Raw genomic sequence first — 13,123 nt, forward strand, 5'->3', positions numbered from 1 at the left:
GATATTGAAAAACATGTGAAAGTTCCTGAAGGTGGAAAAATTATTGGAGTAGGTGAAATTCCAAAAGTAAATACTCCAGGAGATAAAGGTACTGTCAAAGTTAAAATTGAACTTCCTAATGGTAAACAAATAGAAGTAGAGGTGCCTGTAAACGTAACTCCAATTAAAGATATCGTGAAAAAACTTGGGGATCCAATTACAAATGAGGATGTTGAAAAACATATTCAAATACCAGAAGGTGGAAAAATCATTAGTATCGGGGATAAACCATCTACAGATGTACCGGGAGAAAGACCAAGTGTTCCAGTAGTAATCGAATTACCTGGAGGTAAACGAGTAACCGTTAAAGTCCCTGTTATTGTTACCCCAAAAACAACTCCTGTAGTGGTTGAGGTAGGAACACCGATTACAGAAGATATGGTGAAGCAACATGTTGATTTACCAGAAGGATGGAAAATTACTAAAGTTGGAGAAATTCCAAAAACGAATACACCAGGTGATAAACCATCTGTAACGGTTGAGATTGAATTACCGGATGGACGTAAAGTGACAGTAGAAGTTCCTGTCAAAGTAACTTCTAAATCTAATCATGGTAATAGTTACGGTAATAATGGTAGTTCAACAACTCATATCGTAACACGTTACCAAGATGGTGATGGTAAAGAAATTTCTCCAAACGAAAATGGTAGCCATGGACCTAAGACTTTAGAAGGCTATGAATATATTGGCACTAAGACAGATAAAAATGGCAATGTGATTCATACCTATAAGAAAGTAACTATCCCGACTCGTTCTGAGCAACCAAGCTCTCCAGAGACTCCTACAAGTCCAGAAAAATCAGTAGCTACTCCAGTTCAGACAAGTTCTACTGATTCTAAACCAGTAGCCGTTGAAACAACCGTAGCCAATGACAAGAAGGAATTACCAAATACTGGTACAGAAGATAAGTCTGGTCTAGCTAGTCTTGGACTTCTTGGAATGTTGGGTGCATTCGGACTCGTAGCTCGTAAGAAAAAAGAAGATTAAAGATTTGTCGATTATTTATCTTGTGTAATATTAAATCCAGACCTATATAAAAACTTTACGAAATAGTATTTGGATAATAATATAAAGATTGTTGATGCTGAAAAAATATCAGGATCACAGGAACGTATAGTATCAGTAACTTAAAAAAGTCTGATACTATGCGTTTTTTTATGGAAAGATTTATTAGTACTTACTTTTTATAAAGTTTTTAACTAATATAAATGTTTTACTTATTTATTGTAGATATGTTTTGTAATGATTGTGATACTTCTTTCAAGGAATATTTGGTAGGATTGGAGTGAAAAAAGATTAACTAGGAAAGAAGGAAGTATATGGAAGCCATTTATCAACGTGATTCGGATCAAGATGGACTGACTGATGCTCAAGAATTGGCGCTAGGAACCAATTCTCTAAGCGCAGATTCTGATGGCGATGGTCGTTCAGATTTAGTGGAAGTAGAAGAAGGAACCAATCCCTTAGAAAAGGATTTACAAGACATAGACCAAACAAGTATAACTGAACCGTCTTCAGTATTTATGGAAATGAAACAAAAGATTTCAGATATGATGGAGAGTCACTACAAGGAATTTATACAGGCTCTTATTAGTATTGAAACAGGGATTGAAAACCAACAAGACCTTGAAGACTTATATACTTACTACATGAGAACAGATGCCGCTTCTCTTTTGTCTAGTGATTTAGAAACCAGTCCTCAAGAGGTTGAAATGGAGATAGAGTTGTAGGGGAATCATGTGATTCTCCTATTTTCGTATAGATGAAAGGAGCAAGTATGGAAGTAATGCAATTATTGGCTATGTTTCGTGGAACAATTCCAAAAGATAGGGAGAAAATGACCCTATTTCTTCGTTATCAAGCGCAACATTTTGATGAGAAATGGCAAGACTTGGTAGAAAGTTTTTTGGCTGAAGAGGGCAAGATAGAAGAGATACCTCATGTGTATTCGTTTCATCAAGATATTATTTCTTTCCTAGAGGCTAGTTCTGAAAATCATGACCAAGATTTAGAAAGTTACACAAGAAATATTGGACAAGCAGGCCTAAGTAAATTATCTCAATTAAGTAATTTTGAGAAAAACTTGGTGCTAGAAGTCGCAACCTATAACCTTTCCACTCGATTTTATATCCAATCTGAAAAAGAGAAGCTAACACCATTAAGTGAGCTTGTATGTCATCAGAAACAGGATGTCAATTTAGTCAATGTCTATCGGGTTGCGAATAATCTATCTGACCGCATTAGTAGAGATATAGAGGAGTTTCTTCTAATGGTTGATTCCAAAGAACTAAAAAAAGAGGTTCTTGAGATTCATTTTGAAGAAAAAGAAGGAGATGTTCTAGCCTATTTGGGTTCAGAATTGATGGCTACTTTAGATACCGTTACGGATTTTGTCCATCATGAAGAAAACTATAAACAACTACCACTGACACAAAAGCTGAAGATTATTACTCATTTTGATGAAGTAAAGGCTATAAGAGAAAAGTCTAAGCAAGTAGAGGAAGCAGTCTTACCTTTAGATAATATTGACCAGGTAGAAGAAAATGTGGAAGTTCATTCCCTATCTGAAGTAGATAAAATTGTAGAAGAAGCTTTGAGAGAATATCCAATCAATTCACAAGTAAGTTATAAAGGACAAGTATTTCAGTTGGTTTCGATTGAAAATGCACAGTTAAATGACTTAGTTCGCCTAGAGCTATTCAATGATTCCAACCAGTTATTTGAAGAGAATCCTATCTTATACTTGAACAGTTTGGAAGAGATTGAACAAGTATTGTCTCATATAGAACTTGAAAAAGAAGATTCAGAGATTGAGATGGATTCATCAAGTGAAAGTCAGGAAATAGATTTGTTTTCCTATCTGGAAGAAGAAAATGAAAAGGATAAGGAAACAAAATCTTTAATTTCAGGTATAGAAGATACGGATGTCCCCGTTCAAGATTTTGTTTTTCCAGATGATTTAGAGGACTTTTATCCTAAGACAAATCGAGAAAAAATTGAAACGAATATCGCCGCAATTGAACTTGTTAAAAGATTAGAAAAAGAGGGACGACAAGCGAATCCAGAAGAACAAGAGCTACTAGCCAAGTATGTCGGCTGGGGCGGTCTTGCCAATGAATTTTTCGATGAACTCAATCCAAAGTATGAAACAGAACGTTTAACTCTTAAGAGTTTAGTAAGTAAATCAGAATATTCGACCATGAAACAAAGTTCTCTCACAGCCTATTATACAGATCCAATGATTATTCGCCAGATTTGGCAAAAATTACTGGATGATGGTTTTGAGGGAGGAAGGATATTAGATCCTTCTATGGGGACTGGGAACTTCTTTGCGGCTATGCCTAAAAGTATACGAGATAAATCAGAACTCTATGGGGTTGAATTAGACAGTGTGACAGGCGCAATCGCAAAACAACTCCACCCCAATACCCATATTGAAGTGCGAGGATTTGAAGAAGTGCCCTATCAAAATAATAGTTTTGATTTAGTCTTAACGAATGTTCCATTTGGAAATTTTCGGATTGCAGATAAAAACTATGATAAACCTTATATGATTCATGATTACTTTGTCAAACACTCACTTGATTTAGTAAGAGATGGAGGACAAGTGTCGATTATCTCATCTATTGGGACAATGGATAAGCGGACAGATAATGTCTTACAAGAGATTAAATCAAACACTCATTTTTTAGGGGGAGTCCGTTTGCCGGATACGGCTTTTAAAAAGATTGCAGGTACTCGAGTGACCACAGACCTCCTCTTCTTTCAAAAGGATCAAGCAAAGAATCTTAATGAAGAGGAACTTGTTTTTAGTGGTTCTATTCCCTTTGAGGAAGATAAGCGTGTCTGGATCAATCCTTATTTTGATGGGAAATACAACACACAAGTTTTGGGTGAATATGAGGTACGTAATTTTAATGGAGGAACCCTCAATGTTAAGGGGGTATCAGAAACATTAGCTACTGACATAATGAAAGCATTAGAGAATGTGGAAGCACCTAAACAAATTGACAATTCTTTGAAAGCACCTGTTTTTATCCAAGAAGAAGTGGATAATTCTATCCCCAGTCGTATACGTGAGGACTTAGCGCTCTATTCTTTTGGATATGAGGGAAATCAAATTTATTACCGAGATACGCATGGCATTCGGAAAAGTTCAAAAGTAGACGAAATTAGTTATTATGTAGATGAGAAGGGAGAGTTTAAAGCCTGGGACAGTTCTTTGTCTGAACATAAAATAGACCGATTCGTGCAACTTCATTTGACAGATGAGGAAGCACTAGATGTTTACAAGTCAGAAGAAGCGAGTAAAAGAGGGAAATATAAGGGACTGTTCAAAAAAACTGTCTTTTATGAAAGTCCCTTATCGGATAAGGATATTAGTCGCATTAAGGGCATGGTTGATTTGAGAGAGACCTATCAAGCCTTAATTGAAATTCAACGTCATCAAGACTATAGTCGGACAGATTTTCAGGTGTTACTTAGTAAACTCAATCATGACTATGACCGCTTTGTAAGTCAATTTGGATACTTGAATGCCTCAGTCAATCGGAACTTATTTGATAGTGACGATAAGTATTCTTTACTAGCAAGTTTAGAAGATGAATACATTGATTCTAAAGATCAGAAAGTAAAATATAAAAAATCTTTAGCCTTTGAGAAAGCATTGGTTAGGCCAGAGAGAGTGATTGCAAGAGTTTCAACAGCTCTAGATGCCTTAAACTCTAGTTTATCGGATGGTAGAGGGGTTGATTTAGACTATATGGTATCAATTTATCCTGAACACAGCCAAGCTGCTATTTTAGATGAGTTAGGTGACCATGTTTTAATGGATCCAGAAAGCTATTTAAGAGGGGAAAGAAAATACCTTTCTAAGAACCAGTTTTTATCAGGAGATATTCTCAACAAGATAGAAGTAGTTCAACTATTAGTAGAGGAAAACAACCAAGAATATGATTGGAACCATGCTTTAGATTTGTTAGAATCTGTTCGCCCTCCAAGGATTCATCTGGCAGATATTGAGTTTAAAATAGGGTCACGTTGGATTCCTCAATCCGTTTATGGTAAATTTGCCTTTGAATGTTTTACCAATCGTGAATTTGAATTGTCTTCGCCTGATGTTGAACAAGTCATTGAAGTGAATCCTGTCGATGGCCAGGTTCATTTAAGGACATCATTTGCTTATCGCTATCCAAGTGCCAAAGATAGTAGTCTTGGAGTTAGTGGGTCACGTTATGATACAGGAAGAAAGATTTTTGAGAATTTACTAAATTCAAACCAACCGACGATTACCATGACTGTTACGGAAGGAGAAAAGAAAAAGACCATCACAGATTTGGAAAAAACCTCTGTTCTAAGAGCAAAAGAGCAGCATTTACAAGAGCTCTTTCAAGAATTTGTCTCACGGTATCCAGAAGTCCAACAAGTCATTGAGGAAAGCTATAATCGTCTTTATAATCGGACGGTTAGTCGAGAGTATGACGGTAGCCATTTAGTTATTGATGGCTTGGCTCAAAACATTAGTCTTCGTCCTCACCAAGAGAATGCCATTCAAAGAATCGTAGAAGAAAAAAGAGCCTTATTAGCTCATGAGGTAGGTTCAGGAAAGACCTTGACAATGCTTGGTGCTGGGTTTAAATTAAAGGAGTTGGGGATGGTTCATAAGCCCTTGTATGTGGTGCCCTCTAGTTTGTCTGCTCAGTTTGGCCAAGAAATCATGAAATTTTTCCCGACTAAAAAAGTCTTTGTGACCACTAAGAAAGATTTTGTGAAGGCGAGAAGAAAACAATTTGTGTCCCGTATTATTACAGGAGATTACGATGCCATTGTCATTGGGGATTCTCAATTTGAAAAAATCCCTGTCAGTAAGGAAAGACAGATGAACTATATAGAGGATAAACTCAATGAACTACGAGAGATTAAAACACATTCTGAAAATAAGTATACCGTTAAAGAAGCAGAGCAATCAATTAGTGGTCTAGAGAAACAATTGGAAGAACTCCAACGCTTTAATCGTGATAGTTTTATTGATTTTGAGAACTTAGGAATTGATTTTCTCTTTGTGGATGAAGCACATCACTTTAAAAATATTCGTCCGATTACTGGACTTGGAAATGTAGCAGGGATTACCAATACAACGTCTAAGAAGAATGTGGATATGGAAATGAAGGTGCGACAGATTCAGGAAGAACATGATTTTAAAAACATTGTCTTTGCGACAGGAACTCCTGTTTCCAATTCTATTAGTGAGTTATATACTATGATGAACTATATTCAACCAGATATATTAAAACGCTATCAAGTTGATTATTTTGACTCTTGGGTAGGTGCTTTTGGAGAAATTCAAAACTCTATGGAATTAGCTCCTACAGGGGATAAGTACCAACCTAAGAAACGATTTAAAAAATTTGTCAATCTACCTGAGTTGATGAAAATCTACAAAGAAACAGCTGACATTCAAACACAAGATATGTTGGATTTACCTGTTCCAGAAGCTCATATTATCCCTATTGAGAGTGAGTTAACCGAAAACCAGAAACTCTATCTAGAAGAATTGGTTATGCGTTCAGATGCGGTCAAATGTGGAACGGTTGATCCGAGTCAGGATAACATGTTAAAGATAACGGGCGAGGCACGGAAACTAGCTATTGATATGCGTTTGTTGGACTCTAGCTATAGTCTAGCAGACAATCATAAACTGCTTCAGGTAGTGGATAATGTTGAGAGAATTTATCGTGAGGGAATGGGAAATAAGGCTACTCAGATGATTTTTTCAGATATTGGCACACCTAAGAAAAAGGATAATGGCTTTGATGTCTATTCTGAAATAAAGGCTCTATTAGTTGATAGAGGAATTCCTAGTAAGGAAATTGCCTTTGTACATGATGCCAATAGTGATGAAAAGAAGAATAGTTTGTCTCGAAAGGTCAATGCAGGAGAAGTACGGATTCTCCTTGCCTCAACTGAAAAAGGAGGAACAGGTTTAAATGTTCAGAGCAAGATGAAAGCAGTTCATCACCTGGATGTACCGTGGAGACCAAGTGACATTCAGCAACGCAATGGACGTATTATCCGACAGGGAAATGAAAACAAGGAAGTGGATATTTACCACTACATTACTAAAGGTTCGTTTGATAATTATCTATGGGCAACTCAGGAGAACAAACTCCGCTATATTAAGCAGATTATGACTTCTAAGGAGCCGATTCGTGCTGCAGAAGATATTGATGAACAGACTATGACAGCTTCTGATTTTAAGGCGCTAGCAACAGGTAATCCTTATCTTAAATACAAGATGGAACTAGAGAATGATCTAACTCTATTAGAAAATCAAAGACGCGCCTTTCAACGCAGCAAGGATCACTATCGTCACACAATCTCCTACTGTGAAGAAAATATGCCCATTCTTGAGAAACGATTAAGCAAGTATGAAGGCGATATTCAACAGTCTGAAATATCGAAAGACCAGGCATTTTCTATGACAGTAGGCAAGCAAGCTTTTGATCAACGAGCTGAAGCAGGGGAATCCCTACACCGTCTTATCCGTCATAATCAAGCTGACAGCAAAGAATTCCGAACCCTAGCAAGCTATCGAGGATTTGACATTAAAATGCTTAGTCTTCCAACCAATCAACCTCTTCCTGAAACCTTCTCTGTTAAGATTGTAGGAGAAAATCAATATTCTGTCAGTTTAGATTTGTATTCTCCTTTAGGGACAATTCAAAGGCTTCAGCATACGATTGATCACATCAAGGAGGACCAAGTGAAAACTCAGAACTTATTGGATGAATTAAAGGATAAATGGACTACTGCTAAAGTAGAAATTGAGAAAAATTTTCCAAAGGAAGAGGACTATCAAACAAAAAAGGCCGAATACGATGTACTCGCGCCATTGATTGAAACAGAAACGGATTTAGATATTATTGATCAGGCCTTAAGACAATTCCACGAAAAAGGAAAAGAAAAGCAAGAACAACTTTCTTTTGAATTAGATTAAAAAATAGATACAAATAGCGGACAAGAAAAGAAAAACGCGGTAAAATAAAGATAGAAAGAAACGAGGTAACGATTATGATGGAAGATACCTATTATCAATTAGAAGAGGCTTTGGTACAGGGATTTCAAACACCTGAAGAATACCATGTCTACAAGGAACTAAAGGAACATTATGAGGAAGTGACAGGGGATTATAGTTTTTCTAAACGAGAACTTACTAGTCAATTGGAAATCGCTCTTCAGAATCATCGAGGTGTGGACTTTGAAGAACATGAGAAAGAGGAGTATTTGGACTTAGTTCAAAAATTAGAAGAGTTTGATTCCTCTCTTGCCACCCATTATCGTCAATTGATTGACTAGAAAGGAGAAAGTCATGAATGATTTACTCCTTATACCAGTAATTTTTTTAGCGGTAGGAGGAATTCTCATTCTTTTATGGAGACTCTTTCTTATTGCCAGTGGACTTTTCCTTATTGGTTTTGTCAGTTTTCTTGTTTTCGTTGAGGGATATGGAATTTATTTGTTCTTTACTGAACCGACTTTATACTTTGATGATATCAGACAACATGGCTTAACTAGTTTTACGACTGTGTACCTTTTCATCAATCTGATGTTGGTTCTAGGATTCAGTTGGCGTTTCATAAACTCCAAAACTAAGGAAAGTATGTAAACTTGTTAGATGGTTAAAAAACTTTATCTGAATCTAAATTCGGATAAGGTTTTTTATTAGCCTTGATTCTTTCATATACTTCATAGCTAAATTGGAGCAGTAATTTATGAAAATCATTATCCTCACTGTTATTACTTGTATTTATGGCTTGTTTATGTCGTTCAATATGAGAAAGAGCTCTTCCCAAATTTTCTTCTTTTAAATGCTTCATAGTTACATTATAAGCTGAAGACAGATAGTTTTGATATATTTCTCTGAACTGTACGATTTTGCACCTGAAATGTAGGAATTACCTTTCGTTGTGATGTGATAAAACTTACAAGTTCTTTTTGTTATTCTTGACCTAGTTTTTATAGAAAGAAGGTCTAAGATGTTAAATAAAGTCAAAACTAAAGCCTTAATTAGTGTTGGAGCAGTAGCTGCAACTAGCTTTATTCTCATGATGGGATATACTGCTGGTCAACACTCGACTGCTAAACAAAGTCGTAAAGAGATTGAATTGGCTGCAGCTAAACTTGTGGAAGATAAACAAGCAGAAGATAAAGCCAGCATTTTGTCATCGGATACTGTAAAAGAATTTTTGACACAGTATTATACGAAAGAAAAACTAGGGGAAAATAATACACGCATTCAACCTTATATGACTGAATCGGCTTATTCTCAAGAATTGACAAGTCAAAACGATGCCATGAACCAAGTGTATAAGGACTATATTTTGGATTATCATTTTGAAAAAGCTGATATCTTTGTCAATCAGACTACGAATCAAGCCATTGCCATGGTCTCTTATAATGTAACCTATGTATCTGATTTAAAGAATGCCAACCAATCAAAGACCAATCAGACAGAAACAAGAACAGTTAAGTTATCCTATTCTAAACTACCTGGTAAGTTATTGGTCAATCAAGTACAGGTTTGGAAATCTGGGTTAGATGATTTAGATAAGGCAACTCCTAAAACTTTGGAAGAATCCTCATCTGTTCCATCACTGCCAAATACTACGACAAAATGATGATATTGCATGGAAATAGAAGAATGTAAGCAAATTTCAATTCTTGATGTAGCCAATCGTTTAGGTATCTCCTTTAAACAAGTTTCTAGCCGTGTCTATGAACATCCTGAACACGATTCATTTCGGATTTTTTCGAGTACCAATACTTTTAAATGGTTTTCAAGAGATATTCAAGGTGATGTCATTGATTTTGTTCGACTTGTTAAGGGAATTTCCTTTAGAGAAGCTTTAGTTTTTCTTTCTGAAGAACCTTTTCAAAAAGAAGCTGTTCAAGAAAATAGAGAGAGACCATTTTATTATCCTTTAAAGAGAATAGAAGATTCTAACTGTAGTCTGGCCATATATTACTTAACAGAATGTAGAGGAATTTCAGAAGAAATCATACAAAAGATGATTCAACAAGGTTTGATAGCACAAGCTAGTTGGAAAACAAATGAAACAGTTGAACCTGTTATCGTTTTTAAAAGCTTTAATCATCGTCACAAGCTGCAGGCAGCAAGCTTACAAGGGATATATAAGAATCATTCTCTTCCAAGAGAGAGGTTAAAAACGATTCTAAAAGGAAGCCATGGACATATTGGAATATCCTTTGACATTGGTAAACCAAATAGACTGGTCTTTTGTGAATCGTTCATCGACTTGATGAGCTATTACGAACTTCATCAACAAAGTCTATCAGATGTTCGCTTGGTATCTATGGAGGGATTAAAAAGGTCTGTTGTGGCTTATCAAACTTTACGACTGATAGCTGAAGAAAATCAGAAGTTGGAATTCTTAGATACAGTAACACATTCAAAGTTATTGCCTTTGATCAATACAATTCGTGATACCACTACCTATTTCAATAATCATCCTGATTTATTGACACTTGCGGTAGATTGTGATGATGCAGGTAAAGATTTTTCTGATAAGTTATCTCAATCAGGATTTCCTGTTTTACTGGATTTGCCTGATAATGAATCTGGGAAAGAAAAAATAGACTGGAATGATGTTCTTAGAGAAAAGAAATCAGATTTACAATGTATACTTGAGACTGCAAAAGAGAAATTGGGAAATCCACCAGTAAGACAACCCCCTCAATGTTTAGAATTGTGATAACAAAATCAAGATGTTTTAGCTAATATTAGAATGAAGGAGGATCGTATATGACCATTATTGAACGCTTAGAAGAAAAGGTCACTAGGCAAGAAAGCAAGGTAGCAAGAGAGACAGAAAAACTCGCTGCTTACAAAGAGCAACTGGAGACAGCGATGTTTGAGACGTTCAAAAGGCGTCAAAGCATTAGTCACATGAGTTTTGAAGAAGCTCTTGACCATGCCTTCGGTAGAGAAAGACAATTCGATGATTCTGAATTTAGAAAGGATGAAATGAGTGAATGACAAAAGATTGGAATTTTAATCAACCATTAGAAAGTAAATCAGAAAATCAAGAAGATCCAGATAAAATTGCGGCCTTATTTGGAAATCATCAAGGAGGTAATGATGTAAATTATGAAGCAGCTTTTCAAAAGCGCAAACAAGCACCTGTGACGGAATCAAATTCTAGTTCTAAACCCAAAGTTACAGAGGTTAGAACAGGAAAAGAGACAGATATCACTACAAGTTATCAGCAACATCTTAAAAGGCTGATTGCGGATAACAATAGTGATATTGAAAGTAGTCAAAAGAAAATTGAAGAGCTACATACTTTGATTGACACAAAGAATAAAGACAATAAGAAATTGCAGTCCATTTATGATGCGATTGCCGAATTACACTAAGCAGTCCTGATAAGCTGCTTTTTTTGAGAGGTTATAGATGTTTACAACACTTTTTAAGAAAAGCCAAGACAATGGTGATGTATTTAAAAAGCTAATTCATCGACTATCTGATATGTCTGCCCAAGATCTTGAAAAAATAGACCGATTGCTAGATATCATTTTCACTCCAGATCAAGAATCAGAACAACTAAAAACAGAATCAACTTACAGAGAAGAAACTTTGGACGACACATTAACGGAAGCTAAGAATCAACTTCATAAGGAACAATTGGAGAAGAATTTAGAGAGATTTAGGAAAAATAGCCAATAATGCACCAAAATTGGTGCGTTATACTTTTTTATGCTATAATTGAATTATAAAAATAAAGGAGTTTGCCATGATTGGAAAGAACATAAAATCCTTACGTAAAACACATGATTTAACACAACCCGAATTTGCACGGATTGTAGGTATTTCACGAAATAGTCTGAGTCGTTATGAAAATGGAACAAGTTCAGTCTCTACGGAATTAATTGACATCATTTGTCAGAAGTTTAATGTATCTTATGTCGATATTGTAGGAGAAGATAAAATGCTCAATCCTGTTGAAGATTATGAATTGACTTTAAAAATTGAAATTGTGAAAGAAAGAGGTGCTAATCTTTTATCTCGACTCTATCGTTATCAAGATAGTCAGGGAATTAGCATTGATAATGAATCTAATCCTTGGATTTTAATGAGTGATGATCTATCTGATTTGATTCATACGAATATCTATTTAGTAGAAACTTTTGATGAAATAGAGAGATATAGCGGCTATTTGGATGGAATTGAACGTATGTTAGAGATATCTGAAAAACGGATGGTAGCCTAATGGAAATCCAAGATTATACTGATAGGGAATTCAAACATGCTCTAGCACGGAATCTTCGTTCTCTGACAAGAGGAAAAAAGTCCAGTAAGCAACCTATAGCGATTTTGCTTGGAGGGCAAAGTGGTGCTGGTAAGACTACAATTCATCGTATTAAACAGAAAGAATTTCAAGGAAATATTGTTATCATAGATGGCGATAGTTTTCGCTCTCAACATCCACACTATTTAGAACTGCAGCAAGAATACGGCAAAGACAGTGTAGAATACACCAAAGATTTTGCAGGGAAAATGGTAGAGTCTTTAGTAACAGAATTGAGTAGTTTGGGATACAATCTTTTGATAGAGGGAACTTTACGAACAGTTGATGTTCCAAAGAAAACAGCACAACTCTTGAAAAGTAGGGGATATGAAGTACAATTAGCCTTGATTGCGACAAAGCCTAAGCTGTCCTATCTGAGCACTCTTATCCGATACGAAGAACTGTACGCTATTAATCCAAATCAAGCACGCGCAACTTCAAAAGAATATCATGATTTCATTGTAAATCATCTAGTTGATAATACACGGCAGTTGGAAGAACTAGCTATCTTTGAAAGAATTCAAATTTATCAACGAGATAGAAGTTGTGTATATGATTCAAAAGAAAATACAACTTCAGCAGCAGATGTTCTTCAAGAGTTACTATTTGGAGAATGGAATCAAGTGGAGAAAGAGATGCTTAAATCTGGAGAAGAAAGGTTAAAAGATTTAACTAATAGAAATGATTGTTAGATCACGAATTTTATAATATAGTCT

General features: G+C 35.7%; 13 protein-coding genes. 12 read left to right on the forward strand and 1 reads right to left on the reverse strand.

The genetic code is table 11. The features are described from left to right. The 5 genes from O3650_RS03550 to O3650_RS03570 form a co-directional block, all read left to right on the forward strand. The coding region (locus O3650_RS03550) for a Rib/alpha-like domain-containing protein (protein ID WP_371491616.1) at window positions 1-1,026 on the forward strand (1,026 nt) is incomplete at its 5' end. 332 nt (window positions 1,027-1,358) lie between these two features. Next, window positions 1,359-1,769 carry a thrombospondin type 3 repeat-containing protein gene (locus tag O3650_RS03555; RefSeq protein WP_153193377.1) on the forward strand — a complete coding sequence of 137 codons (411 nt, stop codon included), beginning with the start codon at window positions 1,359-1,361 and terminating at the stop codon, window positions 1,767-1,769. 47 nt (window positions 1,770-1,816) lie between these two features. Next, entirely contained in the window at window positions 1,817-8,035 is a 6,219-nt protein-coding gene (locus tag O3650_RS03560) for a DEAD/DEAH box helicase family protein (RefSeq protein WP_261031089.1), read from the forward strand. Between the two features lie 74 nt (window positions 8,036-8,109). After that, window positions 8,110-8,394 carry a DUF5962 family protein gene (locus O3650_RS03565; RefSeq protein WP_261031091.1) on the forward strand — a complete coding sequence of 95 codons (285 nt, stop codon included), beginning with the start codon at window positions 8,110-8,112 and terminating at the stop codon, window positions 8,392-8,394. A gap of 13 nt (window positions 8,395-8,407) precedes the next feature. Beyond that, complete coding sequence (locus O3650_RS03570; RefSeq protein ID WP_261031093.1) at window positions 8,408-8,704, forward strand: DUF5966 family protein; 297 nt, start codon at window positions 8,408-8,410, stop codon at window positions 8,702-8,704. 13 nt (window positions 8,705-8,717) lie between these two features. Here the strand turns inward: O3650_RS03570 and O3650_RS03575 are convergent, their stop codons facing one another. Continuing rightward, complete coding sequence (locus O3650_RS03575) at window positions 8,718-8,915, reverse strand: hypothetical protein (protein ID WP_261031095.1); 198 nt, start codon at window positions 8,913-8,915, stop codon at window positions 8,718-8,720. 159 nt (window positions 8,916-9,074) lie between these two features. On the opposite strand from O3650_RS03575, the gene O3650_RS03580 reads away from it, so the two are divergent. The 7 genes from O3650_RS03580 to pezT all read left to right on the forward strand — a co-directional run bounded on the left by O3650_RS03580 (window position 9,075) and on the right by pezT (window position 13,099). Further along, a complete protein-coding gene (locus tag O3650_RS03580; protein ID WP_000933084.1) occupies window positions 9,075-9,716 on the forward strand; it encodes a hypothetical protein in 642 nt (213 codons plus the stop codon). Window positions 9,717-9,725: 9 nt separating this feature from the next. Next, window positions 9,726-10,811: a toprim domain-containing protein gene (locus O3650_RS03585; RefSeq protein WP_261031096.1), complete on the forward strand. Its 1,086-nt coding sequence runs from the start codon at window positions 9,726-9,728 to the stop codon at window positions 10,809-10,811. A gap of 50 nt (window positions 10,812-10,861) precedes the next feature. Further along, window positions 10,862-11,095, forward strand: a complete 234-nt coding sequence (locus tag O3650_RS03590) for a DUF5965 family protein (protein ID WP_261031097.1) — start codon at window positions 10,862-10,864, stop codon at window positions 11,093-11,095. Continuing rightward, window positions 11,092-11,475 carry a DUF5945 family protein gene (locus O3650_RS03595; RefSeq protein WP_261031099.1) on the forward strand — a complete coding sequence of 128 codons (384 nt, stop codon included), beginning with the start codon at window positions 11,092-11,094 and terminating at the stop codon, window positions 11,473-11,475. Before O3650_RS03590 ends, O3650_RS03595 begins: the two co-directional genes overlap by 4 nt. 37 nt (window positions 11,476-11,512) lie before the next feature. Then, window positions 11,513-11,785, forward strand: coding sequence for a hypothetical protein (locus O3650_RS03600; protein WP_261031101.1), 273 nt, complete (start codon window positions 11,513-11,515; stop codon window positions 11,783-11,785). A 67-nt stretch (window positions 11,786-11,852) separates the two neighbouring features. Beyond that, the gene (pezA, locus tag O3650_RS03605; RefSeq protein ID WP_261031103.1) at window positions 11,853-12,329 is read left to right on the forward strand and encodes a type II toxin-antitoxin system antitoxin PezA; all 477 of its coding nucleotides are present in this window, start codon (window positions 11,853-11,855) and stop codon (window positions 12,327-12,329) included. After that, window positions 12,329-13,099 (forward strand): type II toxin-antitoxin system toxin PezT, encoded by a 771-nt coding sequence (gene pezT / locus O3650_RS03610; protein ID WP_153193382.1) that lies wholly within the window; start codon window positions 12,329-12,331, stop codon window positions 13,097-13,099. Before pezA ends, pezT begins: the two co-directional genes overlap by 1 nt. The last annotated feature ends 24 nt before the right edge of the window (window positions 13,100-13,123 follow it).

This window comes from Streptococcus sp. 20925_1_24 (assembly GCF_041432335.1).
GTDB lineage: Bacteria > Bacillota > Bacilli > Lactobacillales > Streptococcaceae > Streptococcus > Streptococcus mitis_BM.